This is a genomic window from Sphingomonas flavida (genome assembly GCF_036663655.1).
Classification (GTDB): domain Bacteria; phylum Pseudomonadota; class Alphaproteobacteria; order Sphingomonadales; family Sphingomonadaceae; genus Sphingomonas.
The window spans coordinates 1-12,888 of the sequence record NZ_JAXOJH010000024.1; the positions used below are offsets into that span (position 1 = coordinate 1).

7 protein-coding genes and 1 pseudogene are annotated in these 12,888 nt (G+C 64.5%); 6 read left to right on the top strand and 2 right to left on the bottom strand.

Annotation, left to right across the window (positions count from 1 at the left end; translation table 11 throughout):
- Window positions 1–254: 254 nt before the first annotated feature.
- From U1703_RS17505 to U1703_RS17520, 4 genes are all read left to right on the top strand, one after another.
- Window positions 255–1,772, top strand: coding sequence for an ArnT family glycosyltransferase (locus U1703_RS17505; protein WP_332786755.1), 1,518 nt, complete (start codon window positions 255–257; stop codon window positions 1,770–1,772).
- A gap of 83 nt (window positions 1,773–1,855) precedes the next feature.
- Complete coding sequence (locus U1703_RS17510) at window positions 1,856–3,376, top strand: family 43 glycosylhydrolase (RefSeq protein WP_332786756.1); 1,521 nt, start codon at window positions 1,856–1,858, stop codon at window positions 3,374–3,376.
- 279 nt (window positions 3,377–3,655) lie between these two features.
- Window positions 3,656–4,573 carry a S8 family serine peptidase gene (locus tag U1703_RS17515; protein ID WP_332786757.1) on the top strand — a complete coding sequence of 306 codons (918 nt, stop codon included), beginning with the start codon at window positions 3,656–3,658 and terminating at the stop codon, window positions 4,571–4,573.
- A 270-nt stretch (window positions 4,574–4,843) separates the two neighbouring features.
- Window positions 4,844–6,859, top strand: a complete 2,016-nt coding sequence (locus tag U1703_RS17520; RefSeq protein ID WP_332786758.1) for an autotransporter domain-containing protein — start codon at window positions 4,844–4,846, stop codon at window positions 6,857–6,859.
- A gap of 103 nt (window positions 6,860–6,962) precedes the next feature.
- Here U1703_RS17520 and U1703_RS17525 read toward each other — a convergent pair whose 3' ends face one another.
- Complete coding sequence (locus tag U1703_RS17525; RefSeq protein ID WP_332786759.1) at window positions 6,963–7,895, bottom strand: ferritin-like domain-containing protein; 933 nt, start codon at window positions 7,893–7,895, stop codon at window positions 6,963–6,965.
- A 101-nt stretch (window positions 7,896–7,996) separates the two neighbouring features.
- Window positions 7,997–9,082 carry a hypothetical protein gene (locus U1703_RS17530; protein WP_332786760.1) on the bottom strand — a complete coding sequence of 362 codons (1,086 nt, stop codon included), beginning with the start codon at window positions 9,080–9,082 and terminating at the stop codon, window positions 7,997–7,999.
- Window positions 9,083–9,183: 101 nt separating this feature from the next.
- On the opposite strand from U1703_RS17530, the gene U1703_RS17535 reads away from it, so the two are divergent.
- Window positions 9,184–12,024 carry a TonB-dependent receptor gene (locus U1703_RS17535; RefSeq protein WP_332786761.1) on the top strand — a complete coding sequence of 947 codons (2,841 nt, stop codon included), beginning with the start codon at window positions 9,184–9,186 and terminating at the stop codon, window positions 12,022–12,024.
- Between the two features lie 369 nt (window positions 12,025–12,393).
- Window positions 12,394–12,867 (top strand): annotated as a pseudogene (locus U1703_RS17540) (transposase); the annotation flags it as partial.
- Window positions 12,868–12,888 lie beyond the last annotated feature (21 nt).

Here is a 12,888-nt window from a genome sequence, read left to right on the forward strand (position 1 = left end):
CAGCGACGATGCCCAAAGCTCCAGCGTCGCCTCGATCGATGCTCCCGTCACCACGACCTCCTTGTCATGGTGACCCATTGATTCAGAACATCATCAAGAGCGCAACTGTAATGCTAGTCGGAGCTGGTAGAGGGGTGGGCGCTCGCAGGGGCGAGCGCGCGAGCCTTCGAGCTTGCTCAACCCCTCACCCAAGCTGCGCTGGCAAGCTTCGCCAACCCTCTCCCCTGTCCAGGGGAGAGGGAAAGGAGTGCGTTATGAAGTACGAGCGGGGCCAGCGGTTATCGGGAAAGGGCGGCGTTCTGCTGCTTCTGACGCAGGTCGCGCTGGTCGTCCGTGCCCGGGCGCTGGGCAATCCAGTGACCGGGTTCGACGAGCAGTATTATCTGCTGGTCGGCGACCGGATGCTCCACGGTGCGCTACCCTATGTCGACATCTTCGATCGCAAGCCGATCGGGCTGTTCCTGCTCTATGCGGGCGCGCGGTCGCTGGGGTACGGGCTGGGGGGAGACGGATTCCTGGCCTATAAGCTGGTCGCGACCGGCTTCGTCGTGGCGACCGCCTTCGGCATACAGCGGTTGGCGCGCGGCTTTGCGGGGCCGTTCGCGGCGATCGTAGCGGCGATCCTCTATATCCTCTGGCTGAACCTGATGGAGGGGGAAGGGGGACAGTCCCCGGTCTTCTACACCGCGCCGATGCTGGTCGCCGGGGTCGCGGTGCTGCGCGCGATCGAGCGGCGGGGGCGGTTGTTCGCCAACGGCGCGGTCGCGATGGGCGCGGTGGGCGTCGCGCTTCAGATCAAATATGCGGTGCTGCCCGAGGGGTTCGCCTTCGGCTGTATCCTGCTCTGGCTGGGCTGGCGCAACCGGGTGCCGCTCGCCCGGCTGGCGGGGATGGCGGCGGTCTGGGTCGGGCTGGCGCTGCTCCCGACGGTCGGTGCCTTCGCGACTTATGCTATGATCGGGCAGGGCGACGCCTGGATCTTCGCCAATATCGTCTCGCTCGGCGGACAGGCGGCGCGGCCGCTGACGGACGAGCTGGAGGGGCTGGCCGTCTGTGTCGGCATCCTCCTCCCGCTGGCGCTGGTCATCGCGTTCGGGCGGCCCTGGCGGCATGTTCCGCCAGCGCGGCGCGACGGGTTCCGGTTCTTGCTGGTCTGGCTGATGGTGAGCGCGGTCGCGGTCCTCGGCTATGGCCGGTTCGGCAGCCCGCATTACGCGCTGCCCGTCACGCTGCCCGCCGTCCTTGTCGCGGCGCCCGCGCTGGCGCGCTGGCATCGCGGGGGGATCGCCGCATTGGTGCTGGCGATCCTCGCGGCGGGGCAGATCGTGCTGGGCTTGAGCGAACGCGCCAAGGGGGGGGCGGCCCAGGCCCAGGCAGTCGCCCGTGCCGCAACCCCGGCGCGCGGGTGTCTCTATGTCTATGACGGCTATCCGGCGCTCTATCTGCTGACCCATAGCTGCCTGCCGTCGAAATGGGTGTTTCCGGGCCATCTCAACACCAGCGACGAGGCGAGCGCGGCCGCGCTGGGCGTCGATCCGGTCACCGAGATCCGCCGCATCCTGGCCACCCGGCCCGGTGCGATCGTCGACGACTATCCCCGCTTCGCCTTCGGCAACCGCGCGACGCGGACGGTACTGAAGGCGGTGTTGGCGAAGGACTATCACCTCTCGGCTTGCGTGCCCACGGGGCCCAGTAGGGTGCGGTTGGTCTATCGCCCGGGGCCGGGGGCAGTCCCCGCCGGGTGCCCGAGCCCGGCGATGCTGGACCGCTAACTCATTCCTCCCCTTCAAAGGGAAGAATAGAGGAGAACCGTATACGATCTCGACAAGCCCTATCAGTTTGGTCACGATGGGACATGATTCCGCTCCTCCTCGCCGCCCTGCTCGCGCCCTCGGAGACGATCCGCGCACGGGGCAACCCGATCCTGTCCGACGGCCGCAGCTATTCGACCGACCCGGCGCCGATGGTCGACGGCGACACGCTCTGGATCCTGGCGGGCCACGACGAGGCGCCCGATGGGGTCAACGACTTCATCATGAACGAGTGGCAGCTGCTTTCCACCAAGGACCCCGCCAGCGGCGTGTGGCGGCATCATCCCGTCATCGCCCGGCCGGAGACCGTCTTCGCCTGGGCCGAACCCGGCCGCGCCTATGCCGGGCAGATGGTGAAGGCACACGGCCGCTATTATCTCTACGCGCCGGTGCTCCAGCGGGGCGGCGACGCCAAGGACCGGTTCGGGATCGGCGTCGCAGTCGCCGATCGGCCGACCGGGCCGTGGCGCGACGCGCATCCGGCGGGGCCGATCATCTCGCAAGGCGTGCCGGTCGCCAACGCCATCCAGAATATCGATCCGACGGTGCTGATCGACGATGACGGCAGGGTCTATATCTATTGGGGCACGTTCGGGCGGCTGCGCGCAATGGAACTGGCCCCCGACATGGTCACGCCCGAGGGCCCCGAACAGGTCGTCGCCAGCGCGACCGGCTTCTTCGAGGCGCCCTGGCTGATGAAGCGGCGCGGCACCTATTATCTGCTCTACGCCGCGAACAACGCCGGGCCGGACAGCCCGTGCACCCCGACGCTGTACCATGCGTGCCAAGCCTATGCCTCCGCGCCGACGCCGATGGGGCCCTGGACCTATCGTGGCGTGGTGTTGCGCCCCGTCTCCTCGACCACCTCCCATGCCGGGGCGGTCGCGTTCCAGGGGCGCTGGTATCTCACCTATCACACTGCGGACGCCAAGGGCGGGGGGCATTTCCGCCGCTCGGTCGCGATCGATCCGATGGAATGGGACGACAGCGTCTCGCCACCCGCGATCCGCCCCGTGCAGCCGACCAGAGCCGCCTCGCCTCCGCCCGCGCCCACCCGCAACGTCGCACGCCGAGCCTTCGTCACCGCGTCGAACGCGCCGGTCCCGGTGCAATATTGGCTCGCCGCGCTGAACGACGGGGTGGTGCGGACGAGCCCGCTGCCGCCCGATATGTGGGGCAACTGGACCAAGGCGAACCCGGCCAGCGCTTGGATCGAATATCGCTGGCCCCGCCCGGTCACGCTGAATGAAAGCCGCATCCGCTTCTTCGCCGACCATCCCGCCGGATCGACCGAAGGCGTCGCCCCGCCCGCCGCCTGGCATCTGGAATACTGGGGAAAGGGGGGGTGGACGCGGATCGCCGCGACCTATCCAACCGGGGTCGACGGGTTCCGGACGGTGCGCTTCGCCCCCGTCACCACCCGCTGCCTGCGCGCGGTGATGGAGGCGTCGGGGACGGGGAGCGCCCATGCGGGCCTAGCGGTGGAGGAATGGGAGGCGCTGGCGCCGGTCGCGGCGCGGCCCAAACTCCGCCCGGATGGTGTGCCGCCCGCTTGTGAGGAATGACATGCGATCCAGTCATCGGCCAGGTCGTTGGCGCGATCATGGCCTTGGCCTGTCCACGCACCGTCCCGGCCTTCGCCGGGGTGGCATAGCCCCTTAATCCCCCGCCAGCATTTATCCTTGAATACCAATTCCACACCCCCGGCCGGCAAATCTGTAATCATTTTGCCATTCTGCCCGAGATAGTCAGGTGCTTTGCCTACAACCCATTGTTACGCAACCAAAATTGACAGGATTGCAGAATCATTGGCGTAGCGAAGGCATCCGGCTGGGGAATTCTGCATGAGCGTGACGTCGTACCGTGGATTTTTGCGTATCGCCGCCTTGTCGGGCGTCGCCCTGGCGGCAACGATGACGGCGCTGCCCGTCATGGCGCAGACCCGCGCCGCGCCCGCGCAGCCGACGGGCGGCTATTATATGGCCAATGGCCAGCGGACGACCGACTATAACGCCGCGCTCGCCTCGTGGCGCGGCGACGCGCAGTTCAAGGTCGATTATTCGAAGGCCGCGCTGGGCATGGAATATGCCTATGTGCTGGGGCCGTCGGGGCTGGGGCAGACGATCGGGATCAACGATGCCGGGGTCGCCTTCGAGCATCCGCTGTTCGCCGGCAGCGGCAAGTTGAGCGGCTTCCGCACCGGCGTGCCGTCCGACCATGGCAATGACGGCCGGGTTAATCCGCGCCGCCCCTGGGAAATCCACGGTACCCATGTCGCGGGCACCGCGGCGGGCAATCGCGTGGCGGGCGGGGTGATGTTCGGCAATGCGTACGGCGCCAATATCGTGGCGGCGACGACCAACTTCTCAGCGGGCGACTTCCTGTGGTTCCGTGACGGCATCCTCGACGGCCTGCCGGTCGCCAATGCGCAGTCGAACATCGTCGACCTGGCCAATAGCGGCCGGGTGCGGATCATCAACAACAGCTGGGGTTCGGGCACCACGCTGCCCTATACCGCCTCGCTCGCGACCGCGCGGGCGCAGTTCGCCCAGAACCTGAACGGCTTTTACGATCCGGTCCTGACGAACGACGTCCTCGTCGTCTTCTCGGCGGGCAATGGCGGGGGCGTCCATGCCAGCATCGATGCGGTGACCCCGCTGAACGACATGCGGCTGCGCTCCAACTGGCTGTCGGTCGCCAACTACCTGGCCGACGGCACCGCCGCGCCAAGTTCCAGCCTGTGCGGTCAGAGCGCGACCTAATGCGTCGCGGCACCGGGCAGCGCGATCATCTCGGGCGTCACCACCTATACGCTCGACGTCGCCGCGATCCGCGCCAAATATACCCGCGCCGCCTATCCGACCATCTATAGCGCCGCGACGCTGACCGCGCTTCAGAACGCCGCGGTCAAAGCCTGGATCGGCGTCCTCAACGGCTATCTGGCGCGCAAGGACACCGCGCAGCGGACCGGCGCGGCACTCAACGCGGACGCCGAAAGCACACTGCTCGCCCAGCAGGCGGTCGGCATCTCGGTGGCCTATGGCGCGCGGTTCGTGGGCGGCGATCCCGACGGCTATACCAGCCGCCTGGCCGGGATCGTGGCGACCAATGCGGGCCTGCTCGGCGTCGACTTTTCCTGGGCGGTGCTGGCCAAGGCCAATACCCAGCTTCAGGCCGACATGAAGCAGTTGCTGACGCTGACCGGTTCCGGTTACGGCGCGCTGACCGGCACGTCAATGGCCGCGCCCAACGTCTCGGGCTTTGCGGCGGTGCTGATGGGCTGGTTCCCCAACTACAGCATCGCGCTGATCTCGGACATACTGGTGTCGAGTTCGCGGGATCTCGACACGCCGGGCGTCGACCTGCGCTCCGGCTGTGGGATGCCGCAGATGGACGTCGCGCTGCGCGGGCCGACCGCCTTGCGCCAGACGCGCGAGGTCAATGTGCCGACCGGCAGTATCGACATCTGGAGCAACCCCATCCAGGACGCGCGCGACCGCTATTCGCCCGAGGTGCTGGCGGGCTTTTCCGGTGACATCGGCGGGATCACCAAGCGCGGCGGGGGCGAGCTGATCCTGACCGGCAGCAACAGCTTTTCCGGCCCGACCCGGGTCGAACAGGGGCTGTTAACCGTCAACGGCGCGCTGACCCGTTCCGCCCTGACCGCCGCTTCGGGGGGCACCGTGGGCGGCACCGGCAGCCTGGCCACCCTGATCGCGCAGAGCGGGGGCATCGTGTCGCCCGGCAATAGCGGGGCGATCGGCACGCTGACCGTCGCTGGCACCGCCACGCTGGCAGGGGGCAGCCTCCATGTCGTCGACGTCGGCGCGGGCGGCACGTCCGACCTGCTCGTCGCGCGGACTGCGGTGCTGGGGGGCGGCACGATCACGCTGCGCCCGCTCAATCAAGCGCCGCGCTTCGGCGATCGCTATACGGTGCTGACCGCAAGCGGCGGGGTGACCGGCAACTTCGGCGACGCGACCGCGCTGACCGCGATCCTCTATCCCCAGCTCGCCTATGCCGGGACCAGCGTGACCGCCAGCATCGCGGCGCGCCTCTATGCCGATCTGGCGACGACGCCGGTGCAGCGCGCCTATGGCCGCCTGCTCGACGGCAATCGCGCGGCCTATGCCGCGCTGTCGGGGATGTACGGGACGCTTGATCTTCAGTCCGCCGCGACCATCCGGAGCACGCTGGAATCGCTGGCGCCGCGCAGCGAGACGATGCGTCGCGCGATCGGCACCGCCGCGACCGACACGGTCGCGCGCTTCTACCCCGACCGCATCGCCGCCCTGTCCCCCGACCGGTTCGATGGCTTCCATATCGCGACCGGGATCGAGGCGCGGGTCAACGACGCCGCCATGCTGGGCTTCGGCCTGTCCTACACCCGGCTGGACGGCGAGGTCCGCCTGGGGCAGTCGGCGCGTGGCGAGCTGATCCAGGGGACGCTCTATAGCCGTCTGGGTGGTTCGTTCGGCCCGTCGCTCGACGTGCAGACGGGTGCGGGCGTCTATCGGTCGGCGACCCGCCGCATCGGCGATTTTCTAGGCACCGGCTATGACCTGCGCACCCACGACAATGCGCTGGCACTGTCGGCCGAGGTCGGCGCGGCCTATCACGCGGGCAGCGAAGCCCTGCGCATCGGCCCGCGCGTGGCGGTGCGTGCAAACCGCATCGACTTCACCCGGACACCCGAGCGCGGCAGCGGCCTGGCGCTGGTCTATGGCGGTCAGGACTATCTGAGCGTCCAGGGGCGAGCGGGCCTGCAACTCGACGGCCATGCCAAGGGGCTGCGGCCCTTCGCCGCGGCCTATTATGTCCACGACTTCAACGATCGCTCGGACACCGGCCTTGTCGGTTTCGCCAACGGCACCGCGTTGCGGGTTCCCTTCACCGTCGGGGCGCAGGACCGCGACTGGGGCGAGCTGTCGGCGGGACTCTCCTATCGCAGCGGTCGGACCACCGTCTCGATCGCGGCCGACGCCACCGTCGCACGCTCCGACGTGCGCAACCAGTCGTACCGCGCGGGGTTGGTGATCGCGTTTTGAGGGCGGGGCGGGGCGGGGCGGCGGGTATCCGTCCGCCGCCCCGCCCGCCGAACAGACAGCCGACCTCCGACGCCGCCCGGCCGACCGCCTGGGCTCACACGCCTTAGCTATTCGCGCCACTATATCTGATGGTGCCGTTGATGCCCGCCGGAAAGAAGCCGCCCGACGACACCGACAAGACCGAGGTGTACAAAATGCCCAGCGCCTGTTCCGGGGAACGGCGAATGGCCACCCAGTTGGCGCCATCGGTAATGCCGATATTGGGGCTCGTACCGCGCGAACCGATATCCTGATCGCGATTTCCCGGCCCGTCAAAGGGGTTGCGGGCACTCGCCATTCTGCTTGCGAGCGTGAACAATGTCGGCTGGCCATTGGCTGGCGTGGTTTCGACCGATGCACGCGTGAAGAGGACGTTGCGAAGCGCGGAATCCGTGGCCGCGACGCCCGCGGTCAGGGGGCCGAAATAGAGTCGCGTCGACGCCGCCATGTTCCACGCCAGCTCGTCCATCGCACTGGTCAGGACCGCCGACAGGCCGACCGCCGCCAGCAGGAAGTCGTTCTCCGACGCATAGGGATCATAGAAGCTGGTCGGCGCCGTGGTGCTGGTCGGCACCGAGAACGCCTGAAACGCGCTGTTCTGCCCCCCTGCTATCGAGATGGCGGGTTGGGCGGTCACCGCACTTCCCAGGGTCTTTCGCAGGAATGCGACGCGCGCCGTCGTGGTGTTCGTGACTTCGCGCAAGATGGCCAGAAGCTTCTGATCCGAAAAGGTGACGCGCCGCCCGCCGGAAACCTGCCCCGACGTGCCGCTTCCGCTCGTCAGGTTCGCCGCCAGCGCCGATCCGTTCAGCCCGACCTGCAGGAACGAGGCGACCAGATAGTGCAGCTGCAACGCGAAGTTCAGGCGATCGGTATCCGTCGCGGTATAGGTGGGCGGTACCGACACCGCCGTTGTCGATGTCGCGGTCGGAGCGGGAACATTCTCGGCCCCCACGACATCGTCCTTGCAGGACGACAATATGGCGATGCCGGTCATCGCGGAAACCCCGCCGATGACCCCCAGAAATCCACGCCGACTTTCCAAACCGCGATCCACGTTCGAGTTCATCCCTCATCCCCCCAATTTGATGGCCGCGCTCAGTTTGCCGCGCTGCTGACGATCCCGCCGTTGATGCCGTTCGGAAAAAAACCGCCCTTGGTGACGGAGCCGGAGGTCATGAACAGCACGTTCAGGGCCTGTTGCGGCGACCGGGCCAGATAGGCCCCGTCGGCGTCGACGACCGTCAGGCGGGTCGCGAGGTTGCCGTCGATCCCCGTCACCGGCGACATGCCACGGTCGGTCGTGTTCGTGCCGTCGATCGCGTCACGCCATGCGGCAAGCTTGTCCATCATGACGATCAATTGCGGGTTGGAGCCCGCCAGGTCGTACAGCATCGATCGGACGGACGTGACGTTGCTGGCCAGCGACGCGGCCATCGACATCATCATCGCCATGGCGACCGGATCGGTCATGCTGGCCAGGATCGAGGCATAGGTCGAAGCCTGAACGCTCAGAAGCGCATCGGCGCCCAGCAGGCAGTTCGTCGGCGAGGTATAGGGACTGAACGTGTCGTTCGCACCGATCGCACCAGCCATGCGGAACATCTGCGTAAAAGCTTCCGGCCGATAATCGATAAAGGTCTGCGCCACGCAGTCCGCACGCAGCATCCCGCGAATCGTGAGCGTCTGATACCAATGCTCGTCGGCGATCTCCTGGATTCGCGACTGAAGAATGCGCTCGGCCGTCGACGGAAATTTCACCTGCTGCAAATTCTGGGCAATGACACCGGCATCGCCGGACAGTTCCCCGCCGCGGATATGCTGGGCGGGTAGCTGTCGATTGTCGCCATAGATCAGGAATTGCAGGTAATTGGTCGACAGATACTGCATGTGCAGTGCGAATTGCAGCGGCACCTTGTCCACGGATGTTGACACCTGGGCCTGCGATCTGCCCGCAAATCCGGTCAGTGCGGCGCCACCGAGAAGGGCGATCAGCGCGTTACGGCGAAGATTGCCCTCGGGCGCCAGCGTTCCCGCCTCACGCCCATCAACTTGACTGACTTTTTCCATAGCCCCCCCCTTTTTCGCAATGTCGAACCCGGCTCGTCGCGCCTTGGCTCGTCCCCCCTTGCAGGCGGCGACGCTCTCATCACCGCTGTCCGTATAAGCAATATTGCCCATCATTTTTTGTTAGACAAGATAAAAAATTACATACAAAGTATACGAGATGAGGCGAGTAAGCGCGGGGGGCGTGATACCGTTTCTGAAGGGGGGAGAGCGCAAGAATGTCGCGTAAAGCAAATCTGATCAACGGCGCCGCTATGTTTGCCATTGTTGCTACATGTACTTCTCAGGCCGCTTTTGCTGCGGAAAACAAAGACTTGGTGTCGCAGTCTTCTGCCCCCGATACAGTAACGTCAGATTCGCGCGGCAATTCGAGCACCAAGCGCAAAAAGATCAAGAAAAGTAAAGCCTTGGCCAAAGACAACTCCCCGGTTGTCAATGGCGAATCGGGTCGATTGGAGGGTGAGGTCGTCGTGACCGGTCTTCGCGAGAACGTGAAGAGCGCGCGAGGCGCAAAACGCCGCGCGCAGCAGATCGTCGATGTCGTTTTGGCCCAGGATATCGGTAAGTTGCCTGACAAAAACGTCGCGGAGGCGCTGGCGCGTGTGCCCGGCATCCAGATCGACCGTGATCGCGGCGAGGGCGGCAAGGTCCTGATTCGCGGCCTCGATGGCGTGATGACGACGGTCAACGGCTCGCCGACCTTTTCGTCCAGCGGCCGGACGACCGACCTCAACGACATATCGTCGGATCTCGTCGCCGGGATCGAGGTCTACAAGACCCGGACGCCCGATCAGGTCGAAGGCAGCCGGACGGGGGTCATCAATCTGACCTTACGCCGTCCGACCGATTTCAAGCCGGGGGCGACCTACGCGATCAGTTCGCGCTTCGATTATTCCGATCGAATCAAGAAGGTGAACCCGTATTACAGCGCCCTGATCGCCTATAATCAGGACACGCCGATCGGTCGCATGGGGTTCTCGGTCAACGGCACCTGGAACAAGGTCGGGTATAACGAAGCCGTTCGCTTCAACGAATTGCCGTCGCTGTTGACCAGCATCCGGCAACCGGTTCTGCCGACCTCCACCCCGGCGCGAATCTATCTTCCGTTCCGTGTCGGCTTCGCCGGCACCGATGGATGGTCCAAGCGTGCCGCGTTCCAGATCTCGTCGCAGTGGAAGCCCGACGATCATTGGACGCTCACCGTGGAGGGCGGGTATGCCAACCGTCAGGCGCTACAGGCGGACAGCACCTTCTGGATCCCGATCAGCTATTCGGAGTCGATGAACGCGCCGCCCAGCCTGTCCAACGTGGTGTTGGCCAGCGACGGTCGCCTCGTGAAATCGGTATCGCTCTATGGCCTGGACCCGATGGGGCCTGGGCGTACGTCCTATTTGGAAACGACCAAGGGCTATAATGGCCGCTTTCAGGTGCAATATACCGACGAGCGGATCGATTTCAACGCCTGGGCCAATTACCAGCGCTCAAACCGCTATTCTGACAGCCTGTATCACTCGGTTCGTTTCAGCCAGCAGCCACGGGTAGACGTGATCTTCAACGATCCGAACGATCCGCTGGGCGGCGTCAAGGTCGATTTCAAGAATATCGATACGCTCGACCCGAAAAACTATTTGTATATCGACAATTTCGGCCAGCAGCGCCTCGATTCCCGTAGCGCTGAAACCGAACTCAAGGCCGATCTGAAGTTCAACACGTTCTGGAATTTCATCGACAACTTCAAGTTCGGGTTCCGATATAACCGTCGAACTTACAATTACAATTATGGTGGCAATTGGTATGCGTCGCTACGCCTGCCGATCAGCCAGCTGTCGGATTACAAACTGGTGCAGGTCGGTGGACAATTCCAAAGCTCATCGAACGCGAATTGGCTGATCGGCGATACCAATTCGATCCGCGCAAGCTTCCCGACGATCCGCCGGTTGCTGACGCCGATATACCCGAAGCTGGCGCAGACTTTCCCGGCATATGATCCCTACAATGCCTTTTCCGGGGCGGAGGGCGGTTATGCTGGATACGCCCAGTTCCATTACAACATGAAACTGTTCTTCCCGATCGAGGGGATCATCGGCGCACGGCTGGTCAACAACATAACCTCGCTGCGATCACTTCGCCACGTCGAGGCGTTCGTGACCAATAACGATGGCCTGAAGACGTTGGTCAAGACCGATACCTTCTTCACGCCGAAGGGTAACACGCTGGACATCCTGCCAAGCGTCAACGCCATCATGCACTTCACGTCGAAGCTGCAATTGCGGGCGTCCTATACCTATGAGGTCGGTCGTCCGACGGCAAACCAGATCAACCCGGTCCTGAGCCTGAATCTTCAGGACCCGGGCAACGCCACGGGGTGGGGCGGCAACGCCCAACTCCGGCCGGTCAGCCTCAGCAAATATGATGCCTCGCTCGAATGGTATTTCGGTTCGACCGGCTCGGCGAGCGTCGCCGTTTGGCAGTGGAATCAGAATGGCTTGATCGCAAACGACACCGTGGTGGAATATATGCCGGACAATCCTGGTATTCCGATCAAGATCACACGCCCCTATAATCTCGGTATCGGACGTCATCGGGGTATCGAGGGTCAGTTGACGACCTTCTTCACCTTCCTACCCGGTTTCCTGAAGTCGTTCGGCGGATCGGTCAACGGTACGTTGAACCTCACACGGCAAGCCAATCCGTCCAAAGACGAAAACGGCAATACGGTGTTTGTATTTGGGCCGATGCTGTACGTCTCGAAATATGTTTATAATCTCACCGGCTTCTTCGAGCGCGGTGGGTTAAACATTCGTGTCGCCTATAACTGGCGCTCTCGCCGCCAGCTTTGGCTGGATGGCGGGAATCCGTACAACAACCTGTTCTTGGACCCCGTCGAGCGTCTGGACGCCGCGATCAACTATGACCTCACCAAGAATGTGACGATCGGTGTGGAAGCGTCGAACCTGACCCGCAGTGGCGATCGCAGCTATTGGGGAACCTATGACACGCCCAAGGACGTGAAATATTTCTCCCGCAATTTCGCCTTCTCACTCCGGGCCCGTCTCTGAGGGCGTTCCGCAGGAACGTGGCAATGGCCGGACACGGGCTCGTGTCCGGCCATTGGTATATTGGTCGCATTGTCGATTCAGAAATCGCCGCGCCTGACCTTGTCGAGCGTAGCCGCATGGGATCGGCGATCCGCCGGAATTTTGGACCAGCGCTTCCAGGCCATGCCCCTGTTCCCGCGATTTAGAAAAGTCACTTTCCACGCCAGATAGAAATGACACCCCCTTCGTAGTAGCGGGGACAGCGTGTAGCCTTCCCACCGCGCAGTGCTGCCCCCGCTGCTACGACCACCTCCAGGCTCCTGAGCCCTGACGTGCCCCCCATTTCTTCATCCAGGTGAAACTGGACAGCCCCTCGAAGGGACGGACGGAATGAAGTGGAAGCAGTTCACGCAAGAGCAGATCATCAGCATCCTGAAGGAGGCCGAGGGGGCGCGGTGGTGACCGAGCTGTGCCGGAAGCACGGGATGTCGAGCGCGACCTACTACGCGTGGAAGGCGAAGTTCGGCGGGCTGGAGGTGTCTGACGCGAAGCGTCTACGGTCGCTTGAGTAAGAGAACGCACGGCTCAAGCGGCTACTCGCGGACACGATGCTCGACAACGCGGGTCTGAAGGATCTGCTGTCAAAAAACGGTGACGCCCGCCGCAAAGCGGCAAGCGGTCGCGCATCTCCAGGCGACGCTGGAAATGAGCGAGCGGCGGGCGTACATGGTCGTCGGGGCGGACCGCACGAGCATGCGGTATCGCTCGTGCCGGACAGATGATGGTGACCTGCGGTCGCGGCTTTGCGAACTGGCACAGCAGCGCCGGCGGTTCGGCTATCGAAGGCTGCACATCCTGCTGCGCCACATCGCGCAGGGCAAGCCG

What these genes read in the sequence shown, in the direction of transcription:
- U1703_RS17505 (WP_332786755.1), top strand. Translation starts at nt 255, where the DNA reads ATGAAGTACGAGCGGGGCCAGCGGTTATCGGGAAAGGGCGGCGTTCTG.
- U1703_RS17510 (WP_332786756.1), top strand. Translation starts at nt 1,856, where the DNA reads ATGATTCCGCTCCTCCTCGCCGCCCTGCTCGCGCCCTCGGAGACGATC.
- U1703_RS17515 (WP_332786757.1), top strand. Translation starts at nt 3,656, where the DNA reads ATGAGCGTGACGTCGTACCGTGGATTTTTGCGTATCGCCGCCTTGTCG.
- U1703_RS17525 (WP_332786759.1), bottom strand. Translation starts at nt 7,895, where the DNA reads ATGACCGGCATCGCCATATTGTCGTCCTGCAAGGACGATGTCGTGGGG.
- U1703_RS17530 (WP_332786760.1), bottom strand. Translation starts at nt 9,082, where the DNA reads ATGATGGGCAATATTGCTTATACGGACAGCGGTGATGAGAGCGTCGCC.
- U1703_RS17535 (WP_332786761.1), top strand. Translation starts at nt 9,184, where the DNA reads ATGTCGCGTAAAGCAAATCTGATCAACGGCGCCGCTATGTTTGCCATT.